21 protein-coding genes and 3 pseudogenes are annotated in these 22,535 nt (G+C 69.6%); 10 read left to right on the top strand and 14 right to left on the bottom strand.

Annotated elements, in window-relative coordinates:
- Nucleotides 1–33 precede the first annotated feature (33 nt).
- The 5 genes from ACFWGJ_RS08680 to ACFWGJ_RS08660 form a co-directional block, all read right to left on the bottom strand.
- Nucleotides 34–1,017: a GNAT family N-acetyltransferase gene (locus ACFWGJ_RS08680; RefSeq protein ID WP_387321880.1), complete on the bottom strand. Its 984-nt coding sequence runs from the start codon at nucleotides 1,015–1,017 to the stop codon at nucleotides 34–36.
- 2 nt (nucleotides 1,018–1,019) lie between these two features.
- On the bottom strand, nucleotides 1,020–1,871 hold the full coding sequence (trpA, locus tag ACFWGJ_RS08675; RefSeq protein WP_387321879.1) for a tryptophan synthase subunit alpha: 852 nt from the start codon (nucleotides 1,869–1,871) through the stop codon (nucleotides 1,020–1,022).
- Nucleotides 1,868–3,154: a hypothetical protein gene (locus tag ACFWGJ_RS08670; protein ID WP_387321878.1), complete on the bottom strand. Its 1,287-nt coding sequence runs from the start codon at nucleotides 3,152–3,154 to the stop codon at nucleotides 1,868–1,870. Before ACFWGJ_RS08670 ends, trpA begins: the two co-directional genes overlap by 4 nt.
- Before the next feature lie 64 nt (nucleotides 3,155–3,218).
- Nucleotides 3,219–4,487: an ATP-grasp domain-containing protein gene (locus ACFWGJ_RS08665; RefSeq protein WP_387321877.1), complete on the bottom strand. Its 1,269-nt coding sequence runs from the start codon at nucleotides 4,485–4,487 to the stop codon at nucleotides 3,219–3,221.
- A 35-nt stretch (nucleotides 4,488–4,522) separates the two neighbouring features.
- Complete coding sequence (locus ACFWGJ_RS08660) at nucleotides 4,523–5,803, bottom strand: MFS transporter (protein WP_387321876.1); 1,281 nt, start codon at nucleotides 5,801–5,803, stop codon at nucleotides 4,523–4,525.
- Between the two features lie 952 nt (nucleotides 5,804–6,755).
- Here ACFWGJ_RS08660 and ACFWGJ_RS08655 point away from each other — a divergent pair.
- The 6 genes and pseudogenes from ACFWGJ_RS08655 (at nucleotide 6,756) to ACFWGJ_RS08630 (ending at nucleotide 12,130) form a co-directional block, all read left to right on the top strand.
- Nucleotides 6,756–7,601: a helix-turn-helix domain-containing protein gene (locus tag ACFWGJ_RS08655; RefSeq protein WP_387321875.1), complete on the top strand. Its 846-nt coding sequence runs from the start codon at nucleotides 6,756–6,758 to the stop codon at nucleotides 7,599–7,601.
- Nucleotides 7,598–8,392 (top strand): SAM-dependent methyltransferase, encoded by a 795-nt coding sequence (locus ACFWGJ_RS08650; protein ID WP_387321874.1) that lies wholly within the window; start codon nucleotides 7,598–7,600, stop codon nucleotides 8,390–8,392. The genes ACFWGJ_RS08655 and ACFWGJ_RS08650 overlap by 4 nt, the downstream gene beginning before the upstream one ends.
- Nucleotides 8,389–9,837 carry a helix-turn-helix domain-containing protein gene (locus tag ACFWGJ_RS08645; RefSeq protein WP_387321873.1) on the top strand — a complete coding sequence of 483 codons (1,449 nt, stop codon included), beginning with the start codon at nucleotides 8,389–8,391 and terminating at the stop codon, nucleotides 9,835–9,837. The genes ACFWGJ_RS08650 and ACFWGJ_RS08645 overlap by 4 nt, the downstream gene beginning before the upstream one ends.
- A gap of 35 nt (nucleotides 9,838–9,872) precedes the next feature.
- Nucleotides 9,873–10,550: pseudogene (locus ACFWGJ_RS08640) on the top strand (IS256 family transposase); the annotation flags it as partial.
- A gap of 287 nt (nucleotides 10,551–10,837) precedes the next feature.
- On the top strand, nucleotides 10,838–11,038 hold the full coding sequence (locus ACFWGJ_RS08635; RefSeq protein ID WP_387321872.1) for a hypothetical protein: 201 nt from the start codon (nucleotides 10,838–10,840) through the stop codon (nucleotides 11,036–11,038).
- A 144-nt stretch (nucleotides 11,039–11,182) separates the two neighbouring features.
- Nucleotides 11,183–12,130 (top strand): DUF4238 domain-containing protein, encoded by a 948-nt coding sequence (locus tag ACFWGJ_RS08630; protein ID WP_387321871.1) that lies wholly within the window; start codon nucleotides 11,183–11,185, stop codon nucleotides 12,128–12,130.
- Nucleotides 12,131–13,296: 1,166 nt separating this feature from the next.
- On the opposite strand, the gene ACFWGJ_RS08625 is transcribed toward ACFWGJ_RS08630, so the two are convergent.
- Nucleotides 13,297–13,821, bottom strand: a complete 525-nt coding sequence (locus tag ACFWGJ_RS08625) for a serine/threonine-protein kinase (protein ID WP_387321870.1) — start codon at nucleotides 13,819–13,821, stop codon at nucleotides 13,297–13,299.
- A 155-nt stretch (nucleotides 13,822–13,976) separates the two neighbouring features.
- Here ACFWGJ_RS08625 and ACFWGJ_RS08620 point away from each other — a divergent pair.
- Nucleotides 13,977–14,637, top strand: a pseudogene (locus tag ACFWGJ_RS08620) (Tn3 family transposase).
- A 143-nt stretch (nucleotides 14,638–14,780) separates the two neighbouring features.
- On the opposite strand, the gene ACFWGJ_RS08615 reads toward ACFWGJ_RS08620, so the two are convergent.
- Nucleotides 14,781–15,653: a ketopantoate reductase family protein gene (locus tag ACFWGJ_RS08615; protein ID WP_387321869.1), complete on the bottom strand. Its 873-nt coding sequence runs from the start codon at nucleotides 15,651–15,653 to the stop codon at nucleotides 14,781–14,783.
- 70 nt (nucleotides 15,654–15,723) lie between these two features.
- Here ACFWGJ_RS08615 and ACFWGJ_RS08610 point away from each other — a divergent pair, with 70 nt between their 5' ends.
- On the top strand, nucleotides 15,724–16,353 hold the full coding sequence (locus tag ACFWGJ_RS08610) for a TetR/AcrR family transcriptional regulator (RefSeq protein ID WP_387321868.1): 630 nt from the start codon (nucleotides 15,724–15,726) through the stop codon (nucleotides 16,351–16,353).
- A gap of 359 nt (nucleotides 16,354–16,712) precedes the next feature.
- A complete protein-coding gene (locus tag ACFWGJ_RS08605) occupies nucleotides 16,713–16,862 on the top strand; it encodes a hypothetical protein (RefSeq protein ID WP_387321867.1) in 150 nt (49 codons plus the stop codon).
- A 37-nt stretch (nucleotides 16,863–16,899) separates the two neighbouring features.
- Here ACFWGJ_RS08605 and ACFWGJ_RS08600 read toward each other — a convergent pair whose 3' ends face one another.
- The 5 genes from ACFWGJ_RS08600 to ACFWGJ_RS08580 all read right to left on the bottom strand — a co-directional run bounded on the left by ACFWGJ_RS08600 (nucleotide 16,900) and on the right by ACFWGJ_RS08580 (nucleotide 20,024).
- The gene (locus ACFWGJ_RS08600) at nucleotides 16,900–17,775 is read right to left on the bottom strand and encodes an IS5 family transposase (protein WP_387321865.1); all 876 of its coding nucleotides are present in this window, start codon (nucleotides 17,773–17,775) and stop codon (nucleotides 16,900–16,902) included.
- 5 nt (nucleotides 17,776–17,780) lie between these two features.
- Nucleotides 17,781–18,194 carry a RacP protein gene (locus ACFWGJ_RS08595; protein ID WP_387321864.1) on the bottom strand — a complete coding sequence of 138 codons (414 nt, stop codon included), beginning with the start codon at nucleotides 18,192–18,194 and terminating at the stop codon, nucleotides 17,781–17,783.
- A 2-nt stretch (nucleotides 18,195–18,196) separates the two neighbouring features.
- Nucleotides 18,197–19,105: a DUF6192 family protein gene (locus ACFWGJ_RS08590; protein WP_387321863.1), complete on the bottom strand. Its 909-nt coding sequence runs from the start codon at nucleotides 19,103–19,105 to the stop codon at nucleotides 18,197–18,199.
- Between the two features lie 138 nt (nucleotides 19,106–19,243).
- On the bottom strand, nucleotides 19,244–19,480 hold the full coding sequence (locus tag ACFWGJ_RS08585; RefSeq protein ID WP_387321862.1) for a hypothetical protein: 237 nt from the start codon (nucleotides 19,478–19,480) through the stop codon (nucleotides 19,244–19,246).
- A gap of 100 nt (nucleotides 19,481–19,580) precedes the next feature.
- On the bottom strand, nucleotides 19,581–20,024 hold the full coding sequence (locus ACFWGJ_RS08580; protein ID WP_387321861.1) for a DUF6300 family protein: 444 nt from the start codon (nucleotides 20,022–20,024) through the stop codon (nucleotides 19,581–19,583).
- A 574-nt stretch (nucleotides 20,025–20,598) separates the two neighbouring features.
- Here ACFWGJ_RS08580 and ACFWGJ_RS08575 point away from each other — a divergent pair.
- Entirely contained in the window at nucleotides 20,599–20,985 is a 387-nt protein-coding gene (locus ACFWGJ_RS08575) for a hypothetical protein (protein WP_387321860.1), read from the top strand.
- A gap of 431 nt (nucleotides 20,986–21,416) precedes the next feature.
- Here ACFWGJ_RS08575 and istB read toward each other — a convergent pair whose 3' ends face one another.
- Both istB and ACFWGJ_RS08565 read right to left on the bottom strand, forming a co-directional pair.
- Complete coding sequence (istB, locus tag ACFWGJ_RS08570; RefSeq protein ID WP_387321858.1) at nucleotides 21,417–22,187, bottom strand: IS21-like element helper ATPase IstB; 771 nt, start codon at nucleotides 22,185–22,187, stop codon at nucleotides 21,417–21,419.
- Nucleotides 22,184–22,535: pseudogene (locus ACFWGJ_RS08565) on the bottom strand (IS21 family transposase); the annotation flags it as partial. The pseudogene ACFWGJ_RS08565 and the gene istB, both read right to left, overlap by 4 nt.

The raw sequence follows: 22,535 nt of genomic DNA, 5'->3' as shown, positions 1-22,535 counted from the left end.
TCCTCCGAACGGTGGTGTGTGCGGTGGTGGTTGTCAGGCGGCGTGCCGGATGGGAGGACCGGGTGCAGCCGAGGCCGCCGGTCCGCAGCCGGGATGCAGGGTGTGGAAGCCCTCCTGCGTGAGGTCGTCGAGCAGGTGGCGCAGCAGGGCGTGGCCGGGGGCGACATGCCGGTAGCCGGGGTGGGTGACCTGCTCGACGCTGTAGCAGGCGTGGCCGCGGGTCAGGCACAGCTGTGCGGCGACGGGCGTGGTGTCGACGTGCAGGTCGGCCACGAACTCGCCGGCTGCCCCGAGGGTCGGCGCCACGGCACGCCACGGCACGGCGGTGCCGGGGCCCCGGTGGCGGGCCTGTCCCGCCTGGTGCAGGGCGGTGAGGACCTTGAACCCGGCGCGCAGAGCGCGTTGATGGTGGGAGCGCCGGTAGGTGATCGTGTGGGTGGCGGCCAGTTGGGCCCAGTGCCGGCAACGGCGGGCATGGGCGCGCTGCCGGCTCGGGGCGAGGGAATCGAAGGAAAACGGCAGCGTCAGCGCCGCTGGTGGGGATGCTCCGGTGGGCAGGCTGTCGGGGCAGATGGCCTGCACGGCACGGCCGAACGCCGTGTCGGTGCGCAGTCCGGGCAGCATGACGTCGGCGCCGGTTTCCTGCAGGAGCAGCAGATGCAGCGCGAACGCCTCCGCAACGGCGTCGCGTTCGGCGTGCGGGCCGATGAGGTACGTGAGCGTGGCGGGCGGTGCGGACAGCGGCTCGAACCGTGTGCGCCGCTGGTTGCGGTACCGCGCGAGGGCGAGGGCGGCGATGATCCGGCTCCCGGCCGTCATCGCCGCAAGGATCACCGGAGTAGCCGTGGCGGGCAGCAGCCGCACGGCGCCGTCCAGCCATCCCGGGGACTGGAACGGCGGCGCCTGACGATCGGCCGCATACAGGGCAGGCCAGTGCCGGGTGAGGATCGTCCCGGCGTCGGCGCCGAGGTGGGTGCGGACGGTGTGCGGCACCGTCAGGTCCGATCGGCCGGTCATGGTCACGGGGCTTTGGGGTACAGGGCGGCGGCGAAATCCCGCGCGGCGGCCGCCGCTGCGGCGAGCGGTGTCTGCGGTTCGGCCTGGATGCGGCGCATGATGGCGGAGCCGACGACGACGGCGTCCGCCCAGGCGGCCGCGGTGCGTACCTGGTCGGGGGTGGACAGGCCGGTCGCGGCCGCCACCGGTAGCGAGGTCAGGGCGCGGACCTGGCTGGTGAGGTCCGGCAGGTGCGGGCCGACGGGCTCGGCGTTGCCGGTCAGCCCCGTGGTGGCGGGGGCGTAGATGAGGCCGGTGGCGTGGCCGACGATGCGTGCCAGCCGGTGGGGGGTGGTGGTCGGGGTCAGTAAAGGGATGGTGCCCAGGCCCGTTGTGCGGGCGATGGCCCGCCAGGGGCCGGCATGGTCCAGGGGCAGGTCGCGGATGAGGACGGCGTCGACGCCGACGTCTGCGGCGTGCTGGGCGAACCGAGCGGCGCCGTAGTCGTGGACGGGCTGCCAGTGCGAGCTGATCAGCACGGCCGCGCGGGTCCCCCTGACCAGCTCCCGGGCGCCAGCGAACACGTCCGGCATACGGAAACCGGCCTGCAGGGCGGTGCGTGCCGCCTGCCGCATGGCCAGCCCGTCCCGCACCATGTCCAGGTGCGGGATGCGCAGTTGGACGAGGTCCGCGCTCTGCGCCAGCAGATGCAGCACCGAGCGGCAGGTCAGCCGGTCCGGGAAGCCCACCACCGCACTGAGGATGAGCGCGCACCGGTCCAGGCGCCGGGCGCCGCGCAACGCCCGCTGCAGCCGTGAGGAACTGGCGCCGACGACCGGGCCGAAGCAGGCTGCGGGGGCGGCGGGCAGGTTCATCGGCTGCCACCCGATGTGTAGAGGCCGCCTGCTTCCAGGCGGCGGATGCGCTGGTAGTCGGCCTCAACGGCCTGCGCACGCGGGTGGCTGAGGACCACCTCGCCCACCGCGGACCGGCTGCAGGTCGTCTGCTGCACCAAAGCCCCGGGCGTCAGCGTGTCGGTGAGGTGCACGACGGTGGGCAGGGCACGCAGGACGGCGAAATGGTCCGGATCCAGGGTGCCGCCGCGGCGGGCATTGAGACGGACCCGCACCACATGCCCCCGGGCAGCGGCGTGCACGGGTGCGGCCGCCGCAGCAGGCAGGACGGTGTCCAGCGCGCCGCCGAGCCGGTCGATGCCGGTCGCCGTCTGCAGTGCCTGGTCGGCGGGCGAGGTTTCCGCCGCCGCGGCCGCCGACAGCAGCAGCGGGCCCCGTTCGGGCTCATAGATCAGGTGGCAGCGCGCCGGCCCCGCGCGCAGGCCGAGGACCTGCAGGACGCGCAGCGTGTACAGGGACAGAGCGCGGGCGAGCATGCCATGCCGCGGCAGCAGATCAACGCGGGCCAGGATGCCGGCAGGGGTGTGCGCGTGCGCCCATACGTCGGTGACCGTGTGCACCGGCTCCCTGCCGGGGGCCGCCGCGGGGCGGGTGAGGCTGTGCACGGTGTAGCGGCGGCCGGGCAGGTGATGACGCGCAATCAGATGCCGGCTGCCGCTGTACAGGTGGGCGGTGCGCCGCATCTGCCGCCATGCGGCCGCGATCTCACCGCTGCTGCGGCACACCACTGGCACGGCGGGCACCCCGACAGCGGCCGGCAGCAACAGCACCGCGGGCAGCGTGCTGATCCGCCACCAGGCCAGCGCCGTGGACAGCTCCTCGCTGCGCCACGTGCAGGGCACGTTGATCTGCGCCTGGGCCAGGACGCGGGCCTGTTCGCCGCGGTCACAGCGGCGCAGCACGGTCGCGGGATCGGCGGGTAAGTGCAGCTCGGCCGCGAGGCGTTCGGCCAGGATGATACCGAGCGGACTGCCTGCCAGGACCGCGCGCACGCCCAGAGCGCGCAGCCTGCGGCTGGTGCGGGCCAGGCCCCCGCAGTGCACGACCGTGTGTCTGTAGCCGGTCGTCTCGGCGGCCGGGCGTATCCCGGCAGGGCTGCGGGGGGTGGTGACGGCGACCGCGAGGGTGTCGCGGCGCGACAGCGCACGCGCGTAGTCGGCGCTCGGGCAGGGGTCGACGATGGCCACGGCCGCGGGCAGGCCGCGGTGGCGGCCCGGGCGGACGAGCACGGTGGAAACAGACATGCCGGACGACTCCAGAACGTGAGAGGCAGGGGCAGGGACATCGGTGTAGGGGGCAGGGGGGAGGTCAGGTAGTGCAGGCGGGCGTGTGCGCGTGTTGGTCGATGTGGACGTCGAGCAGGTGGGCGGCCTGGGCCAGGCGGGCCCGGCATTCGTCGGCGCCGAAGCCCAGGACGACCCAGTGCGCGAGCCGGTCGGCGAGCGTGGCCTGCGGCGGCGCGGACACGCGCGCGCCGGGCGTGCGGGTGAGCACCATGCGTTCCAGGCCGGTCAGGTGCTCCCGGCCGGGCCGCACGGACAGCCGGTGGAGGATGCCGGAGGTGTCCGGGTAGGCGAATGCGATGGCGGCGGCCCGCTGCAGGACCGGCCGCAGCCGCGGCACCACACCGGTGGCCAGATCCGCAGCGATCTGCGGGAGCTCGATGCCCAGGGCCCGCTTCACCAGCAGGGGAAGCAGGTCTCCGCCCAGGCGGCCGTTGACCTCGACGATGCGCGGCCCGGCGTCGGGGGTGAGTTTCACCTCGATGCACAGCACGCCGAGCGTGATGCCGTGCGCGGCGACAGCACCCTCGATGACCTGGGTCAGACCCGGGTCGCTGAGCAAGGGATCGCGGGCGTCGACGAGGTGCCCGTACTCCTGCGTGGTGCCCGCCGGGGCGGGCAGTTTCCGGGTCACGGCCAACATCCGCACCCGGCCCGGACCGAGCACGGCCGTCTCCACGCTGATCTCCGGACCGTTGAGGTATTCCTCGACCAGGACCCCGGCGGGCCCGTAGCGGTGCAGGTCCATCACGGACGCCCGGCCGGCCCGGTCGAAGGCCTCCCGGACGGCGGGCGCACTGTCGGCGCGGATGACGCCGGCGCTGCCCGCCATCGACCGCGGTTTGACGATCACCGGATAGCCCATCAGATCCGCGAAAGCGGCAGCCGACTCCGGCGTGCTGGCCTGCACCGAACGGGCGGACGGCACCTGGTGCTCGGCCATCAGACGGCGCGAGACGGCTTTGTCACGGCAGGCGGCCATGGACTGCGGGCTGCTGCCCGGCAGCCCCAGCTGCTGCGCCAGCACCGCGGCCGTCTGCACATGGTGCTCCATGTAGGTCAGCACCCCGCCCACCGCATGGTCGATGGCGTACTTGCCGACGGCGGCCGTCACCGCCGCGGTGTCGGTCAGGTCGGCGTGGATGGTGCGGGTCAGGTACGGGCGGGCCCAGTCGGGCACTACCCGGTCGACGGCGATGACCGGGTGCCTGGCCGCGATGGAACCAAGCGTGTCCTTGCGGTAGGCAGCACTGTCGCCGATGCCGATCAGGACGAGCGGAGCATCAATGGGCACAGCAAACCTCCAGGTGAGAGCAGGAAGCGAGAGGCTCAGCCGGTCTTCTGCGCGGCGGGGACCAGCTGCGGGAGCGGCGGGGCCGTGGCGGGCGGTCGTGGACGGTGGACCAGGGCGGACAGCGGCAGGCAGATGGCAGCGCCGGTCAGACCGCACGCCGTGAGGACCAGCGCAACGAACGGATGGGCCCCGGTGCTGAGGGCCCAACTCGCCAGGAGCGGTGCGCCGATCACGGCGACGGCCAGCGTCGAGCTCCAGACGCCCGCGTACAGGCCGCGGGAGTGGGCGGGCGCTATCAGGTTGACGACGTTGGAGGCCGCGACGAAAGCGACGATCTCGCCCGGGACAGCGGCTATCACGGCTGCGGCGTAGCCGGCGGGGTGGGAGGTGAGTCCCGCCGAGCCCATGCCGGCGCCCAGGATGACGGCGCTGACGGCCAGGAGGCCGACCATGGGCCGGTTGCCGGTGGCGCGGCGAGCCAGGTACGGGTTCAGCAGCGGGGAGAGGATCAGCACGGCGATCGCGCCGGCGACCTGGGAGAAGCCGTAGGCGCTGGCGGGAAGGTGGTCCTGAGCCATCATCACCGGCAGCACCGAGTACAAGGCGGCGACGGGGATGAGCGCGCACACGCTGACCAGCCACAGCAGCATCAGGCGCACGTCGGTGAACGCGGCCCGATAGGTCCCGCCGACGGGTGCCGGGGGGCTCGTGCGGGCGGGCAGGAAACGCCAGGCGGCGGCCGCGAACAGGGCGCACGCGGCGGCGTTGGTCAAAAACAGCGGAGTGGTGCCGAACGCCTCGGTCAGCAGGCCGCCGACGGCGCCGGTGCAGGCGGCGCCCAGGTTCACGGCGAAATACCTCCAGCCGGCGATTCTCGCGCGGGTGGGTTCGTCCGGCACGCTGTCCGCGATCAGCGCGGACACGATCGGGCGCGGCGCGTCGTAGCAGACACCGGCAAGGAACGCGGACACCGCGAGCGCAGCCAGACCGTGAGTCTGGGCGAGAACCGCGAAGACCCCGGTCGCGCCGGTCATGGCGCCTACGAGGGTGGCGCGGCGGCCGAGACGGTCGGCGGCGGCCCCGCACACGACCTGTCCGGTCAGCCAGCCGGCGCCGAAAAGCGCGAGCACGATGCTGGCCCAGGTGCCTTCCACGCCGCGGTCGGCGAGGTGGTAGGCGAGGAAGGGGTAGATGAAACCGGCGCTGCGGATCAGGAACGTGCCGATGAGCAGCACCCAGATCAAGGTCGGCCAGGGGGTGCGGGCGGTGGCCGCCGCTGCAGGTGGTGGTGCGGTATGGGCAGGGGAAAGCGTCACGACGGCTCCGGATGAGGCGCGTGGTCAGGGGGTGAGGGTGCCGTCGCGGGGGACGACGGCACCCTCGGGTGACCGAAGCAGGCCTGCAGGGCGTCAGATAGCAGCAGGCTTACGCCGGAAGGTGCACAGCGCGCTTCGGTCCCGGCCCGGTCGGCACGTCAGGGATCGGCCGACCGGGGACCAGGGGTGCGGACCGGCGTCCTGTCAGACCGCCAGGCGGTAACGGATGGAGCCGATCGGGGGCCTCATCAGGAGGCTGGCCCGGGGGCGGATGGGCCGCCAGACCGAGCCGGCGGGACTCGCAGGCAGGGACCTGCCCGCAATACGTTCGAGTGCAGTGCGCATGGCAACGACTCTCTGTGGGGCGGGAGCCCCGGGAGCCCAGGAACCAACCGGAGAGCACAGAACCTCTCGATCCTGCGCGTGGGCCGGTCTATCCTGAGCGCGGCGGCGTGCCGTTAACACGCCGACCGGAGCACCCCGGTATGGATGGGTCCGTTCCTGGTGGTGCTGGACTCGGACGAGTCCTCAGGTGGCCGCCCCCTTCATCGGGGCGGCCGCCTCTGTGCGTGCTATGTCGTGCGGGCTTGCAGACGGTTAAGGCTGTGGTAGCTGAGCCGTGAGCGCGAACAGCCACCCACCCGAATCCAAATGCGCTTGTCCCTGCTGACAGTTCACTCTCCCTAGAGCGCCTGTCGCAGATCACGCCTCTTCTCCGCCCTTTCGATCATGTGCTGTAGGTATCGAGTACAACTGCTCCACTGCGCGCCCGGCCTGACGACGCGTGCACAGGCAGAGCGCTCGGCGGTCAGCCACGCGCTCGCGGCATCCCGGCCAGCAACTCGACGGTGATCGCGGCGAGTTAGAGATACTCAAAGGGTTGTGCGCAGAGATTGCAAGGTACAAGGTTTGCATTACCAGCAGTTTGCAGAAAGTGCCGGAAGGGGTTGCTGTGGCTCGCGAGAGGTCTGGGAGGACCGTCGCGCACCTGGTTCTCGCCACCCGGCTGAAAACTCTGCGGGAGGCGGCAGGAATGTCCCGAGCTGAGGCCGCCGCTGTGCTGGGAGCTCATGTAGCAACTGTCCGCCGCATCGAACAGGCTGAGACGTCTCTGGATGAGGGCCAGGTCCACACCTTGCTGACGGCGTACGGTGCGGGCGCTGCCGAAATGGAGGCGTTCCTCGGGCAGCTGGCAACTGCCAACCTCCCAGGCTGGTGGCATCCGTGGCGCTCCGTCATGGATGCGTGGCAGCTGGATCTCATGAGCGTGGAGTCCGCGACCCGGATCATCCGTGTGTGGGAGCCGGCCCTCATTCCCGCGCTGCTGCGTACACCGTCCTACGCCCGCGCCGTCGAGAACATCCGCAGACCCGACCTGTCCCCCGCCGACCGGGACCGGCGCACCGAACTGCTCATGGAGCGCCAGGAGCGGCTGCGCCTGCAGAAGACGCGCATCTGGGCGATCATGCCCGCTGCGGCGCTGCGGACGTTTGTCGGTGGTGCGGGGGTGATGGCCGAGCAGCAAAGGGCGTTGCGGGCGGCGGTGGAGCGCCCTGATGTGACCTTGCAGATTCATCCGCTGGATGGTCCGTGTCATGCGATGACCGGTATGCCGGCGGTGACGCTGTACCGGGTCGATGTGCCGGGGATTCCTGACCATGTGGTCCGTGAGGGGGACCTGCGCGGGAGCGCGGAGGTCCTGAGCGGGTTGCAGGCGGTGTCGGCGTATCACGTGCTGCTGGACCACACCTGTGTGGTCGCACCTCATCCCAACAAGTCGAAGGAAGTGCTGTCATGACCGAGCCGACCCGTCCATCTGAGCAGATCGACACGTCCGTTGCGCACAGTGCCCGGGTGTGGAACTACTGGCTGGGCGGGAAGGACCACTACCCCGCCGATCAGGCCGCCGGTGACGCCTACAGCAGCAAATACCCGCATATTGTGCCGTTCGCCGGGGAGTCACGGGACTTCCTGCGGCGCACCACCGCCTTCCTCGCCCGGCAGGGCATCCGGCAGTTCATCGATCTGGGGGCCGGGCTGCCGACGAGCAACAACACTCACGAGGTCGCCCAGCGCATCGCGCCCGACTGCCGGGTGGTCTACATCGACCACGACCCGATCGTGCTGCTGCACGTCCACGCCCTGCTCACGAGCACCCCCGAGGGCGCCACCGCCTACGTCCAGGCGGACATGCGCGACACCGACACCGTCTTAACCGGCGCGGCCAAGACACTCGACATGTCCCGGCCCATTGCTCTGGTCATCAATGACGTGCTGGGACACATCGTGGACTGGGACGAGGCCCGCGGCCTGGTGCGCCGGCTCATCGAGCAGCTGCCCGCGGGCAGTTACCTGTCCCTGAGCCACTCCACCGCTGCGGACGCCGACCACCAGGTGGTACAGGACGAATACAACAACTCCGGGGCGATTCCGTATATTTTCCGTGAGCCGTCGGTGGCCGTGGAGCTCTTCGCAGGCACCGAACTGGTCGAGCCGGGGTTCACGAGCTGGCCGCGCTGGCGTCCCGACGCCACCACCGGCACCCTCACCGACCGCGCGGGCTGGGGCGGGGTAGCCCGCATCTCATGAAACCGGGCACCACACGGCCCGCGCCCGACTCCCCGGTGAAGGTGAGCCGGTATCAGGTGATGCGGCGCCTGACCCGCGCCGCAGCCCACTCGGACGCCGAGCTGCTGGCCGAAGCCGCAGCCCTGGCCGAGGGCTGGGCCGTCCTGGTGGACCTCACCGGTGACGTCGTCTGCAGCACCCCGGCCGCCGCCGGTCCCGAGGGGGCGCGGGCCGCTGTCTACCCCCAGCTCTACCCGCACCTGACGATCCGCAAGATGGCGGGAGGTGTGCTTGTCATGAGTCCCGGCCCGGCCTCGCCCGCAGCCCGGACCGATGTGATCGTGGCGACCACCGTCGATCTCCTCACCATGCGCGCCCGCATCCACCGGGCCGAGGACACCCACCACGCCGAGCAGCGACTGCACACCGCCGTCCTGCGCCTTCTGCTGGGCGGGCAGCCGCAGCTGGCCACCGACGTGCTGGGCGGCGGTACCGCTGTCACCCACACCACGGTGTTCCGCCTGTCCGGCCCGACCGCACACGCCGCCTACCAGGCCTACTGGCGCACCGCACACCCCAGCCTCTCCCCCGCCGGCCCCCGCCTGCTGGTCCACCGCGAGGGCAACGAGCTGGCAGTCGTCGCCCTGCACAGCCCGGGCCATGACCCCGGGGCGCCCCGGTCACTGGTCGCGGACATCGCCAACCGGCATCAACTGGCCGCCGGCGCCTCCGACCCCGCACCGCTGGACATGGCCGCCACCGCATGGGCCGAAGCAGGCAACGCACGCCACAACGCCACGGCCGGCACCGTCGCCTCCACAGCCCCCTTCCGGGGACCACACGGGCTCCTCCACACCGTGCCCGCCGACCGGCTCACCCCCTGGGCCGCCGCCCTCCTCGCGCCCCTCACCCGTGAGCAGCACCGGACGCTGGAGGCCTGCCTGCGGTCCGGATCCGCCCACGTCGCCGCATCCGTACTCGGCACCTCCGAAGGCACCGTCCGCACCCGGCTGCGCACCATCGGCACACTCCTGGCCGCCGAACTCGACCACCCCACCATCCAGGCACAACTCCTGCTCGCCCTGCGCGCCCCGACCACTTCCCCCGCCGCCGACGCGTGGGCACGCCTGGCTCCCCAGCCCCCGATACCCGCCCAGCTCCTCACCGCCGACGAGGCTCTGCGCTGGGCCCGGGCCCTGCTCAAACCACTCGACCGGCCACTGCGCATCGCGCTGCGCTGCTGGCTCAACCACCGCGGCCGCACCGCCCCCGCCGCCGCCGAACTCGGCCTCAGCCGCAGCACCCTCACCCACTGGCTGAACAGATGCAGCCGGACCCTGTCCCTCGACCTGACCACCGCAACCGTACGGGCAGAACTCCACCTCGCCGCCGAAACCACCGCCACCCCCCACGACACACCCACCCACCTCCCCCGACGAGCAGGAAGAACCTACCGCGGAACCTAACCAGCCAAAGCCCGCCCGACCCGCACTCACCGCGTGTGCTGGTCCTGCTCCGCGTCCGGCTGAACGGCACCAAGGAGCTGATCGCGCTGGCCGAGGGCTTGCGCGAGTCCACCGAGTCGTGGGCCGACCTGCTGCGCGACTGCCGCCGGCGCGGCATGCGCGATCCTGAGTTGGTCGTCGGCGATGGCGCGATGGGGCTGTGGAAGGCGCTGGCCGAGGTGTTCCCGGCGGCCCGGCACCAGCGCTGCTGGGTCCACAAGGCCCGCAGCGGCACGGGCTCCCTTCCGAAGTCCGCACAGCCGGGTGCGACGAAGGCGATGCAGGAGATTTACAACGCCGAAGACCGCGCACACGCCGAAAAGGCCACCGAGGCATTCGAGAAGACCTACGGCGCGCAGTGGCCCAAGGCCGTCGCGAAGATCACCGACGATGCCGAGGAACTGCTGGCGTTCTACGACTTCCCGGCCGAGCACTGGATCCCTCTGCGGACCAGGAACCCGATCGAGTCGACGTTCCCAACAATCACGCTCCGTTCCAAGGTCACCCGCGGGGCCGGCAGTCAGGCCGCGGCCCTGGCGATGGTGTGCAAGCTGGTCGAGTCCGCGCAGGCCTGTTGGCGGGCGATCACGGGAGCGCACCTGGGGCCCCTGGTCCGGGCTGGCGCGAGGTTCGGGAGTGGGATCCTGGTCGAGTGCCAGGAGCAAGCCGCGTAAGCGGGAGGATGAGCCCCCTCCCGTATCCACCACCGGAACGAAGGTGATCAGACATGGTTCCTCGGATCGGCGACCAAGTGATTGTCTCTTGTGAGCCGGCAGCCGCTCGGGTGGTCGGGGTAGATCGCTACATCACACTGGAATGGCCATGGAGAGCGATCGACAATTCCTCCACTTTCCGATGGAACGGGCAAGTTGCGCTCCCGTATGACGATTCCCATCAGGAATGGAGCCCATTCCTTCTCGAACCGGCAACTCCCACCGTCAGCGCTGGAGACGTTTGCGTCGTGTCCATCCCGCCGACCAGGCTCTACGTGGGGCACTACGAGGAATACCACCCTCCACGCAACCTCGGCTGGGCTTCCGCACCCACCGCAGGACTCTACGCCGTACCACCGGAGAGGATAGACGTGGATATGGAGTACGCGGGGTACATGCTCTACCTCGGCGGATCCGATCCCATTCGCGTCGAACCGACCAGGGACTGAGCCAACACACACCGGCCGCCGGCATCACGAAGCCAAGGAACGATCCGCGCCCTACGCCTCATCCACAGGTCTTGACTATCACTCGTAACTGAAGGAAGACAAATTCTTGGCGCCGTACGCCGAACGCTTGGCAGAATCGGGCGCGTGAAGGCAGCCCAGATACCCCGGCAGCAGCACCTGGTGTCTCAGGTCCTGCTCAAGCAGTTCACCGTGGCCGGGCCGGATAACCGAGGCCCTCAGGTGCGTCCCGTCGATGTGCGCTACCCAGAACGTCCGAACAAGCTGAAGAGCACCCGGGCGTGCGGCTGGGCCGACGCCTTCATCGCCTACGATCCCGCGTCTGCCGAGGACCTGTGGAATTCCGTGGAGAGGCGGGCTCCCGCCGCCTTCGCGGCTGTGCACGCGGGCACGCCACTCGCTGACCCCCTGCACGTTGAGACTCTGCGTGACCTGATCGTGCTGCACTATGTGCGGTCACACCACTATCGCAGTGTGTACACCACCGCGTTCGAGACTGTGCGCCTGAAGGTCCGCGGTGAGGCTGTCGGGCGTTTCCCGGAGCCGCTGCGGCGTGAGGCGTTGCGGCAGACCGGGCTGCACCTGGCCGGCGAAGGTGCCCTCGATGCCTTCGCGGAGCGTCTCGTCGAGCAGTCCGAGGTCACTCAGGACTACGGAACAGGCGCACTGTTTCGCTCCAGCATCGAGCGTGACTTCAACAAGGCGCGCGCCATGGTCTCGAACTGGCACTTGAATGCGCTGACGCCGGAGAGCGGGCAGTTCCTGGTCGGCGACAATCCAGCGGTGGCCGTGCGTACAGATACCAGGCCCTGGGCGTACAACATGGCCATCGGTGACGCACACTCCATCGTGCTGCCCATCACTCCCCGCCATCTGCTGGCCCTGACAAGAAACAACATCGGCAGCACCATCCCACGGGCCCTCATAGACCAAATCAACATCGTGCAGATCCGCGCTGCCGACCGCTACGTCTACATGCATCCTCGGAGTACGAGGCTGGAGACGTTCGCGAGAGAGACGGCGAGGCGGTGGCGGACGTATGGCGTGAGTCCCTACCGCGCGTCGACGTCGTAGACCGGGTCGCCGGGCTCGTTGCGGTACGGGCCGGCGTAGGTAGGTGTAGCCGAGGTAGTCGTATCGAGTGCGTTTTCTGGTGAAGGCATCGGCGCGGCCCTTGACGTCTAATTGATCAGTTCTTCCAGGATGGTCGCGGTGGGATTAAGGAAGCCGTGGAAGGTCTCCAGAACAAACCATCTGTACTTCGAGCGTGCAAGAACGAGCACGTGAACCGTCGGTTCCAGGAGTTGCTCGACATCGTTAGCATCTGACCACCAGCGCAGATACGGCACACGGACGCGGTGTCGTTGCACGGGCCCCTGAGGTGATGTCTGGCTCCCAGGGGCCCGCTACCGCTGGAGGGTTCGCTGATCTGATCAGCAGTCATCGGGCGACATGGGGTCGCCGGCCTTGGGCTCGAATGGGTCACAGGCTCGAAATTCCGGCATGAGATGCGCGGACTGGCACTGCTGGGTCAGGGTTCATTGCCTCCAGGAACCCTGCGGATTACGCTCGGGCATCCGCATGGGGTGGCTGAGTCGCCCGTCTGCTGCTTGGGCAAGCCAGGTCGCCCATCGGTCGATGAACTCGTCAAGGTTCGCGACAACCAAAGGCGTGAAGGGCCATGCCAGCTGGGCTCCGCCGATCACCGGGCGGAGAGCAGTGGCAGCGTCGCTTTGTGGAGCCAGTGCGAAGGGCCTTACTCCCGTCGACTGCGGTCCGATCGGGGTGCCCATGAAAGCGGTCTCGAACCATTGGTACTGCTCTGTCGTCTGGGCGTCGGCGTACCAGAGGGAGTGACTGCGTCCTTCGTAACCGCGGCTGTTGATGGGTGCTTTCAGAGAAAGGGTCGCGGAGGCGATGACGTCGAATGGCGTCGGAGGGACCTCGGTGGTCTCCCTCAGTCCGGACAGGGTCAACTGGGCGTTGTTGATCCGGACGGTCCACCCTCCCTGATTGTTCGCACGGACCTCCGCGCTCGGGGCGGCGACCGTGAGATTCGTGAGAAAGGCGTCGGCGATGAAGGAGAAGGACGTCGTGGCGGCCTCGCGCAGGGCCTTGCGCCGGTCGGCTTCAGTGGCATGCGCCGACGCCCGGCGGTCAGCTTCGGCCTGACGGGCGACTACGGCCTGGTTGGCCTGCGCGAGCGCGGCCAGCCCGCCGGAGAGCGGGGCCGCAGGGATCTACCCCAACCGGGCAAGCACGTTGCCGGCCGCAGGACGGCCCTGCGGGGCCCGGAAGAGACACTCGGTGATCAGCGCCGCCAAGAGCGGCGGAGCGGCGGTGAGGGGCGGCAGGGCTCCGTGCAGGTGCTGGTCGTGGTAGTCGTGCTCGTACGGTCCCGTGAAGGGCGGGGTGCCCTCCAGGAGCTCGTAGGCCAGAACGCCCAGCGCGTAGATGTCGCTGGCGCTGGTGGCCCGCTGGTTGTTCCAGCGTTCGGGGGCCATGTAGGCGAAGGTGCCGTGGAGCTTGAAGGTGTGTTTCACGGTGGTGGCTTCGGCGTAGCGGGCGATCCCGAAGTCGGCAAGGCACCAGCGGCCACCGAGCAGCAGGATGTTCTCGGGCTTGAGGTCGCGGTGGACGACCTCGCGGTCCTTGAGATCGGCGAGCGCTTCGGCGACGTCGGACAGGACGGCGACCGCCTCGTTGAGGGACAGCCGGCCGTGCTCCTGGAAGTGGTCGCGCAGGGACTTCTCGGCACGGGGCATCAGAACCTGAATTGAAAGGTACTTACACCTAAGCGCTGGCCCGTGGATGCTGCTGCCCTATGTTCTTCAACCGATCACGGCATCGGGGAGTTTTCGAGCCGGAGACGGCTTGATGTGGGTCGTGGGGTGGCTCAGTGCTGTGGAACGCTGGGCAGATGATCACGGGTGCGTCGAATGACGTGGAGCCGCTTGCGGCCGCAGCCCTCGAATGGCTGGTGAAGGCCGCAGGGGAGACCGGCGACGGTGTGGCCTGGCCGGACACCATCGCCGACGACCGGACCACACCGATTCTGTACAACGGGAGTTCCGGGGTGCTGCCGGCGCTCCTCGACGCTTTGCGGCACTTCGGCGACGACCGGTACGCGGACCTGGCGCTGCGCGGTGCCCGCAGCGTCGCCGCCGCGGTCTCCGACTGGGAGGACAGCGGCTTCTACGCGGGAGTGGCCGGCACGGTTGTCGTCCTGCGGAGCGTGCACCGCGTGCTCGGTGACACCGCGGCGGGGGCGTCCGCCGACCGCGCGCTGGACGTGGTGCGGTCCCGCTACGACGGCGCGGGGTGGAACGACTGGTTCGAGCTGCTCGTCGGCGCACTCGGCCTGGTCCTCAACGCCCTGGTCCTCTACAACACGCGGTACATGGACGCCGCCGTCACGCAGCTGCGAGAGGACGGGTTCGACGTCCGCGACGAGGACATGGCCCGCCTCTCCGTTCGTCCGCCATCACATCAACATGCTCGGCCGGTATCCCTTCCAACTCCCCGAGCTGCCCGGGGCTCTGCGCCCGCTGCGCGATCCGGACGCCGCCGACGACGAGTAACGCTGGTCGGGCCGGTCAGCGGGTGAGGGCGCCGGGTCGAGGCGCAGGTGTAGCGGGCGGGGCCGGCGGCCGAGGAGTGCCCGGAACAGAGCCAGAGCAGCACTCACGTGTGATCCGGCCGAGGAGGCGCAGCCGCCTGTCGCCTACCGGACTTTCGTATGGGCGCGGATCTGTTCGGCCAGCCGCGCGAGTTCGGCCGTTGTCGCGGGCGAGGCGTCGCTGAGTCCGCTGTGTACAGCCGTCGGGCTTCGCAGGAAGCGCCGCAGCGTGGCCACGAGCAGTCCTTCCGGCAGGGTCCGCAACGCAGCGAACCCGCGAGGGACCGGCGGCGCCGGCATGGCGGCCAGGTTCTGCCGCATGAGGCGGAGCATGTCGCGGACCGCGTCCGGATCGTCGGCCAGCGCTGCCGGGCCACCCGCCGTGTGCACCGCCTGCCCGAGTGGCACCTCGAACGCGGCGTGCGTCTTGAGCCAGGCATCCATCTTCGGCTCGGCCTTGGCGTTGACCCCGGCGGTGCGGAACGCCTCCACGATCCGTTCGAGTCGCGGGGTGGTCCGGCCGTCGGGTTCGCCGATCGGCATCGCAACCCGGCGGGTCATGAAGTTGGTCGCGCGGTAGCGGACCACGTCGCCGTCCATCGTGCCGCCGTCTGCGGGGAAGCCAAGCAGCACCCGCTCATGGCCGATCACCGCGCCCAGCGGCTCCGGGCCGGCCGCCCAGTTGTGCAGGAACAGCACGTCGCCTTCGAGACCTGCCAGTGACTCAAGCACCGCGTCCACCTGATGGGTGCGGACGAGGACAACAATCAAGTCGTACCCGCCGGCCGGGTGCTCGCGAACTGGGACTGGTATCCGCTTGATGACAGTGCTGTTTTCCTCGGCGAGTTGCACGCCGTGTCGGCGCAGGGAGTCCATGCGCTCACCCCGGGCAAGGAGTGATACGTCGAGCCCGGCCTCATACAGGCGGGCGGCGAACCGGCTGCCGAGAACCCCGGCGCCGTATACGAGCAGTTTCATGGCAACCCTTTTCGTACGTTCGTTTCAGTCATACGTTCGTTTGAATCAAACGTCTGTAGTGTACGCAGGCATGGCGCCACGTGACACCCGCACCCAGATCCTTGACGCGGCCGAACACCTCTTCGCCGAGCGCGGTTACCGCGGCACCTCGGTCCGCGCGATCACCGACCTCGCAGGAGCGAACCTGGCCGCCGTCGGGTACCACTTCGGCTCGAAGGCGGAACTCCTGGCCACGGTCGCCCGCCGCTTGATCGAGCCCATCAACGCCGCGCAGTGCGCCGGGCTCGACCGACTGCTCGCCAGGACTCCGGACCCTGCGGTCACCGAACTGGTGGAGGCATTCGCGGGGCCGCTGTTCGACGAGATGCCGACCGGTGACGAGGGCGGTGCCCGGACATCTCGGCTGATCATGACGATCCTCAGCGATCCGGCCGAGGAGGTGCGCAGCTGGACCGGTCCGGCCGAGGACACGGTCCGTGAGCGCTACCTGGCGGCCTTCGGGCGTGCACTGCCCGGCCTTTCCCCGGAGGAACTGCGGTTCCGGATGCGGGGGATCCTCGCCGTGACGGCAGTGGACCGCGTCGAGGTCTACCAGCAGCGCTCCCCGGCCTGCCTGCCCCCGGTAGCGGGCGAGGCAGCCCGGCACTGGGCGATCACGTTCCTGACGGCAGCGATGAGCGCACCACCGACAGGGACCTGACAACTCGGATCTGCCACGGCCGATCGGCGGTGTCGCCGGTCGGCCGGGAGGCAGGCCAGGCGGCCGGCGTCTGCTCGGCCCGACATCTTTGTCAGGTAGAGACAGACGGAATCAGCGTACCGGGATCCCCAGCGCGGCAGCCCTGAAGCCCAGCCGCTCACCCAGATCACCCGGCTCACCACCGACGATGTCCTCCAGGAACAAGGCGAGATTCTCGTCCGCCTCGGTGAACCGCCCTCTCCTGTCCCCGAGCCCTTCAGCGAGCTGCTGCTGACCTACCTCGATCAGCGCCCGAACACCATGACCGCCACCAACCCCGACGTCCGCTGGCTGTTCCCCGGCCCCCGGCCGGGCAGCCCATGACCTCGGCTGCCCTTGAGCACCACTTCCGGCGCCTGGTCGTCCCCACCCAGCGGGAACGCACTGCGGCCATCCGTCACCTCGTCCTCCAGGCACCCGCACCCGTGATGGCCCGCATGCTCGGCTACCACGACGACACCACCGCCTGACTCGCCGCCGAAGCCGTACGGTCCGATGGATCTGACTTCAGGCTGCTTTCAGAGACTGCCCCGGCCGGGGGCGGGCGGCAGTGGGGCTGATGGCCGGGCGGGCGAGACGCCGGAGCATCAGCCTGATGGCCGCGAGGTTGAGCATCGCCTCGGCGCTTTCGGTCAGCCCTTCGTGATCCCTGACAAGGCGCCGGGCGTGCATCACCCATGCCCATGCGCGCTCCACGACCCAGCGACGTGGCAGAACGACGAAGCCCGAGGCGCCTTGTGGCCTGCTCACGGTGAGGACGGTGAGCTGCAGCTCAGACTTGGCCCACGCGGTGAACGGCCCCCGGTACGCCGAGTCCGCCCACACGATGGCGAGCTCGGGGTGCCGGCGCCGGGCCCGCAGCAGCAGTTCCTTCGCCGGATTGCTGTCGTGGAGCCCGGCCGAGGTGACCATCACGTCCAGAGGAAGGCCGTGCGTCTCTGTGAGCAGGTGCCTCTTGCGCCCGTTGATCAGTTTGCCGCCGTCCCAGCCGCGGCTGTCCCTGCCGACGGTCGCTGATGCCTTGACCGACTGGGAGTCGAGCACGGTGGCCACCGCGTGCGGGGAGGTGCCCATCCGGCAGCGGACTGCGCGCCGCAGATGGTCGCGGATGGTGTCCCACACCCCGGACTTGGTCCATCGGCGGAAGAACCCGTACACGGTCTGCGGCGGCGGGAAGTCCGCGGGCAGGGACCGCCACCGACAGCCTTCGAAGCACACGTACCGGATCGCGTCGAAGACGGCCCGGCGGGGATGCTTCTCGGGCCGGCCGCCGCGGAACGTGGTCCAGGCCTGGGGAGGGAGCAGGGGCTCGATGATCGACCATTCTGCGTCCGTGGTGTCCGAGGGATAGCACCGCTGCCGCATCACAGGCCCCTTCCTCATGTTCTTCAGGCGATCAGGTCGAGGGTGGACTCGACCGCGTTGAGCTGGGTGACGATGTGCCGGATCCGCTTGTCGTCCGGGGCCAGGGTCGCGTGCGGGGCGATGGTCCCGGTGACCAGGCGGCGGACCTCGGTGAGCAGCACCCGCACCCGGGCCGTCTCGTATATCTCCAGTTCCACAGGGTCGGCGGTGAACTGGTAGCCCTCGTGGCGGGTGTAGATCAGCGGCGGCCAGCCGCGCTCGGTGATCAGATCGCGCAGCATCGCGAGCCCGGAACGGGTCTGGGCGGGGGTGAGTTCGCAGGCGGCCCGGAGCTGGGGGAAGTGCAGTCCGGCCGGGCGGGCTTCCAGCAGGATGCGGCACAGACACAGGGCATGCGCCCGTGCGGCATCACCGCGGCGGCGTGACCTGCGGGGCACGGCTACTCATCCCGCAGGAGTTTGGCCAGCTCCTCGTCCATGTCGGTCTCCCCCGTGGACACGGCATGCTCCACCCAGTCGCAGGCCGCACGCACGCGTGACAGGTTGGTCAGGATCACCTCGCGGGAGTCCCCGGACAGCTCCCGGTCCCGGAACAGCGGCACCAGCCGGCTGGTGGACGCGATGAACTTGTGACAGGCGCCCACCATGTCGAGGAACTCCAGCGCGCGGTCGATCGAGCGCACCACCGGCGCCACCGGCGACTCCTCCCGCGGGACGACGGGTTCCTCTTCGTACTGCGTGACCCGGTCGGTCTGCGCCTTGTTGAACAGGTGGCGGGCGGTCCGGTCGTTGGCCGCGTGGAAGGCGACAGCGGGCCGGCGCAGGAAGTCGGTGGCCACCCGGGCGGCAACTTGTTCATCGCGCGCCAGGTCGTGGATGGCCTCGACCTTCTCCTGGACGGAGCGCGGAGTGTCCACCTGCCAGCCCACCAGCCGCTTCGCCGCATCCCCGGTCCACCGCGGCTTTCCGCTGCGAGGGTGCCGGGGCGGCGAGGCGATCCGCTCGAAGCGGTCCTCCAGCTTCTCCAGGATGCGGTGGATCTCGAACGACACGCCCTCCGCCCGCTGCCCGGCCGGCCACCTGGCGGCCGTATACCGGTAGGTCCGCACCTGGCTGTAGGAGATGCCGATGTCCTGCGCAAACGTCTCCAGCGTCTCGCGCACCCCCCGCTGCTCCTCCTCATCGCCCGGGTGGGAACCGCCCCACGGACGCAGAGGCTCGATCTCCCCGGCGTCGTCCCCGATCTTGAACTGGATCTTCGTCTCGTCCAGGACCAGTTTCCGGTCCTGAGCGACCAGCTCCTCGTACCGGGTGCGCGTGACGCTCCCGACCTCCGTGTCTGCGGGCATACGACCCACCCCCACAGGGCACCGGGGCGTCAGCTCTCTCCGGCCGACGGCGGGACCCGGCCCCACCTCAGAAGCGTCGGACCCCCGCCAGATCGACAGCAACCAATGGCCAGCACTTACGTGCAGGAGCCTTCCAAATCAGGCTCTCACCAGTACCCACTGGTCTTCGTGCTCGCCGCTGTCGATGACCGGCACCACGTTGCGGACGCCGTCCAGATCAATGAAAAGCATCTCGCGCTCGGTGCCCGGCGCTTTGGGTACGAGCTTCACCGCCGCCTCCTCACCGACGGCGTTCTCCGCCTCGAACACGGCGCCGAAGCCGCCACCCCCGATGCGGGCGCCGACGGCCCACTCCTTGTTCAGTGCCAGTCTCATCTGCGCGTTGTCTCCATCGTCAACTGCTGTCCCGTGAGAGCGGTTTCGCCCCGCTTCTAATCCTTCCAGGGACCACTGACAGTGAGGGGCAGTTCTTGGCTCAGCCTCTCCCGCGTGGGACAAGGCTGGAGTGCAGGGGTGGGGCGGCGGGTGCTTCGGGTTCGGCAGCCTGGTACCAGCCGAGGGCGTGCATGGTCTCGGTCTCCCAGTCCTCGAACAGCTTCGGCAGGATGTTGGTGTCCCGGTCGGGGTCGCGGTGCCAGTCGATGAACGCGCGGGCGGCGGGACGGCCGGCGTCGCAGGCCTCGCAGAGTTCCATCCACACGCCGGTCCCCCACGGGCCGTGCCAGTGCAGCATGAGGGGGCTTGCGCAGCGGGAGCACGGCTGCCGGGCCTGCTTCCTCTCCTCGGCTTCGTCCCGTTGGCGGGTGGCGTCCATGTGGGCGAGGTCTACCTCGGTGTAAGCGTCAAGGTGGCCGCCGATGTTGTCCATGCGGAAGAACGAGCCGTCGGCGTAGGCCAGGTAGCGCCAGGGAAACGGCATACAAGCCCCTTCTTTCGGGGTGGACTGCACGAACAGCCACAATCCGCCCACCCATTGATCAGCGTCAAGACACGTGCACGGACGAGATCCATGGGCGGAGCGCCGTGTGGCCTCAACAAGGTGGGCATGCGCTGGTAGACGTAGCGGGACACGTTGTAAACGTCCCCGGTCATCGCACTGGGGCAGGTTTGTATCCCGAGTAATCAGTGAGGCCGTCAGTCAGAGGCGCTTATCCGGACCACCGATCCCGACGGGCCGCCTACGGATGTGAGCCGGGGCGCGTGCGCGCCGTGTCCGCTTCCGGCCGTGCGCTGCGTTCACTCGATGGAGCGACAAGTGCATCCGGTGGCTAGCCGGGCGTGCGGCGCGCCCGATGCACTGAGGGCGTCATCCGAACGGCGCCGGCCACGCCGACGTGGCCGAAGTGCTCCCCCGGTCACGGGAGAGTGCGGGCAGCCGGAAACGATGGCCCTGATGAGGACGGTGCGGCATGTGGAACGGTTCGAGCGCCGCACAGTGGCTTGCCTCGGCGTCGCAGGATCCGCACGCCTGCAGACGGGAGTGGCTGCTGGGGATGAGCGGGATCACGATGCTTCCCGCCGGGCGGCTGTGGGATGTCGTCATCATTCCCGAGGTGCTGGGGCTGCCGGTCGCCGGCGTGCTGGAAGACCTGCCGCTGCTGCGGCCCGGCCCCGTGCTGTGGGATGCGCAGCGGCACCAGGTGGGGTTCTTCGTCCCGCCGGGCACCACAGCACACTGTCTGTGCACCGGCGGGCGCTGCGCGGGCGAGGGGGCATGGGTCACTGCTCCCGCGCCGCATCACCGGTGGGGCCCGCTGCGCTGGCTCGTCGCCCCCGACGGCGCCGGCACCCTGAACCGGCCCGAGGTCCTCGCCGACACCCTGCACCGTGTCGCGGGCCGGCCGGTGCTGCACCTCAGCGAGGGCCCGCCGTGCTGCTGACATGGATCCGGCCTGGCAGGACGGACCGCCCACGGCCGTGACGGCGCGACCGACAGGGCAATTACACCCGCACTGTGTGCGGCGCAAGTCAGGACAAGCAGCCATACAGTGGGTTCCGATGCCACAGTCGGCCGTGCGTCGTTGGGCGGTCATGGGAGCTTTCGGAGCCTGCAGTGAACCCCGTCCCGACTGCCGCGGGGAGGACACCTGCACGTGGTGCGCGCAGCTACGCGAATCTGATGATCCGGTCGCGACTGTGACGGGCGGGGGCGGCCGTCCGGGCGCATCGTGCTGGATCGTTCTGGAATCGGGGCCGCGCAGCCGACTTGGCGTCAGTCGGCGGATCACGGTGGCGCGGACGGTCATGATCGTGCTGGTGTCGGCGTACGGACTTTTCTCCCCAGTCGGGTACGGACGAACGTCCCCAGCTGTCAGGCGACGTCGTTCTCTCGCTCGATGGCCTTGAGGCGGTTCTTGAGCCGGTAGCTGGGGCCGTTGATAGAGATCACTTCGCAGTGGTGGAGGAGCCGGTCGAGGATGGCGGTGGCGAGGACTTCGTCGCCGAAGACCTGGCCCCATTCGCTGAAGGTCTTGTTCGACGTCAGGATGATGGAGCCCTTCTCGTAACGCTTGGAGATGACCTGGAAGACCAGGTTCGCCTCGGCTCGTTCGAGGGGCTGGTAGCCGACTTCGTCGACCACCAGGACGCTGGGCCGCAGGTAGGTGCCGAGCTTGTTCGTCAGACGTCCGGCAGCCTCGGCGGTTTTGAGGTTGCGGACCATGTCGTCGAGGCTGGTGAAGTAGATCGAGTAGCCCGCCCGGCAGGCCGCGACCGCGAGAGCGACGGCGATGTGTGTCTTGCCGACCCCGGGCGGTCCCAGCAGGGCGGCGTTCGCCTTGCCGTCGACGAACGTAAGGGTGGCCAGGTCCTTGACCTTGCGCGGGTCGAGGTCGGGCTGGAACGAGAAGTCGTACTCATCGAGCGTCTTGTGGTGCGGCAGCCGGGAGAGCCGCAGGCCCTGGCGGAAGCGGCGGTCGTCGCGGACGGCGAGTTCCTCGGACAGCACCAGGTCGAGAAAGTCGAGGTAGCCCATCTTGCCCTCGTCGGCCCGTCGGGTGTACTCGTTGATCGTTTCGGCCAGGTGGGGCAGGCCGAGCTTGCCGGCGGTGTTGCGGATGCGGGTGGAGACCAGCTCGCTCAAGACGTTTCCCTCGTGCTCGGACGGGTGGTGAAGGGGCGGGTTCCGGTCAGTTCGTCATAGAGCGACAGCGGACGGCGGCCGACCTCGATGCGGGTGGCCGCAGTGCGGTTCAGCAGGGCCTGCAAAGGCCCTGTCTCCTGACCCCGGGCAGACTCACGGCCAGGCCGTGGCCGGACATCGCTGGTGGTGGTCCGGCGTCCCTTGCCGGTGGGCAGACCGTCCCAGTGGGCCTCCTCGACGACACGGGCCCCGTGGCCGATCGCCCGCGGGTGGGTGGCCAGCAGCGTCTCGCCGCTGCTGTCCGCGATGGTGGAGTGCAGCATGACCTGCGACTTCGTAGCCCGGATC

Origin of the sequence: Streptomyces sp. NPDC060205, assembly GCF_042728395.1 — a bacterium.
In the GTDB taxonomy this organism is placed as follows: domain Bacteria; phylum Actinomycetota; class Actinomycetes; order Streptomycetales; family Streptomycetaceae; genus Streptomyces.
Note: the sequence above shows the minus strand (reverse complement) of the source record. Positions and strands in the feature narration are given on the sequence as shown.

Bases quoted from the DNA above. Each gene is read 5' to 3' on its own strand.
- ACFWGJ_RS08680 (WP_387321880.1), bottom strand. From the start codon at position 1,017: ATGACCGGCCGATCGGACCTGACGGTGCCGCACACCGTCCGCACCCAC.
- trpA (WP_387321879.1), bottom strand. From the start codon at position 1,871: ATGAACCTGCCCGCCGCCCCCGCAGCCTGCTTCGGCCCGGTCGTCGGC.
- ACFWGJ_RS08670 (WP_387321878.1), bottom strand. From the start codon at position 3,154: ATGTCTGTTTCCACCGTGCTCGTCCGCCCGGGCCGCCACCGCGGCCTG.
- ACFWGJ_RS08650 (WP_387321874.1), top strand. From the start codon at position 7,598: ATGACCGAGCCGACCCGTCCATCTGAGCAGATCGACACGTCCGTTGCG.
- ACFWGJ_RS08645 (WP_387321873.1), top strand. From the start codon at position 8,389: ATGAAACCGGGCACCACACGGCCCGCGCCCGACTCCCCGGTGAAGGTG.
- ACFWGJ_RS08625 (WP_387321870.1), bottom strand. From the start codon at position 13,821: ATGCCCCGTGCCGAGAAGTCCCTGCGCGACCACTTCCAGGAGCACGGC.
- ACFWGJ_RS08615 (WP_387321869.1), bottom strand. From the start codon at position 15,653: ATGAAACTGCTCGTATACGGCGCCGGGGTTCTCGGCAGCCGGTTCGCC.
- ACFWGJ_RS08610 (WP_387321868.1), top strand. From the start codon at position 15,724: ATGGCGCCACGTGACACCCGCACCCAGATCCTTGACGCGGCCGAACAC.
- ACFWGJ_RS08605 (WP_387321867.1), top strand. From the start codon at position 16,713: ATGACCTCGGCTGCCCTTGAGCACCACTTCCGGCGCCTGGTCGTCCCC.
- ACFWGJ_RS08600 (WP_387321865.1), bottom strand. From the start codon at position 17,775: ATGAGGAAGGGGCCTGTGATGCGGCAGCGGTGCTATCCCTCGGACACC.
- ACFWGJ_RS08590 (WP_387321863.1), bottom strand. From the start codon at position 19,105: ATGCCCGCAGACACGGAGGTCGGGAGCGTCACGCGCACCCGGTACGAG.
- ACFWGJ_RS08585 (WP_387321862.1), bottom strand. From the start codon at position 19,480: ATGAGACTGGCACTGAACAAGGAGTGGGCCGTCGGCGCCCGCATCGGG.
- ACFWGJ_RS08580 (WP_387321861.1), bottom strand. From the start codon at position 20,024: ATGCCGTTTCCCTGGCGCTACCTGGCCTACGCCGACGGCTCGTTCTTC.
- ACFWGJ_RS08575 (WP_387321860.1), top strand. From the start codon at position 20,599: ATGAGCGGGATCACGATGCTTCCCGCCGGGCGGCTGTGGGATGTCGTC.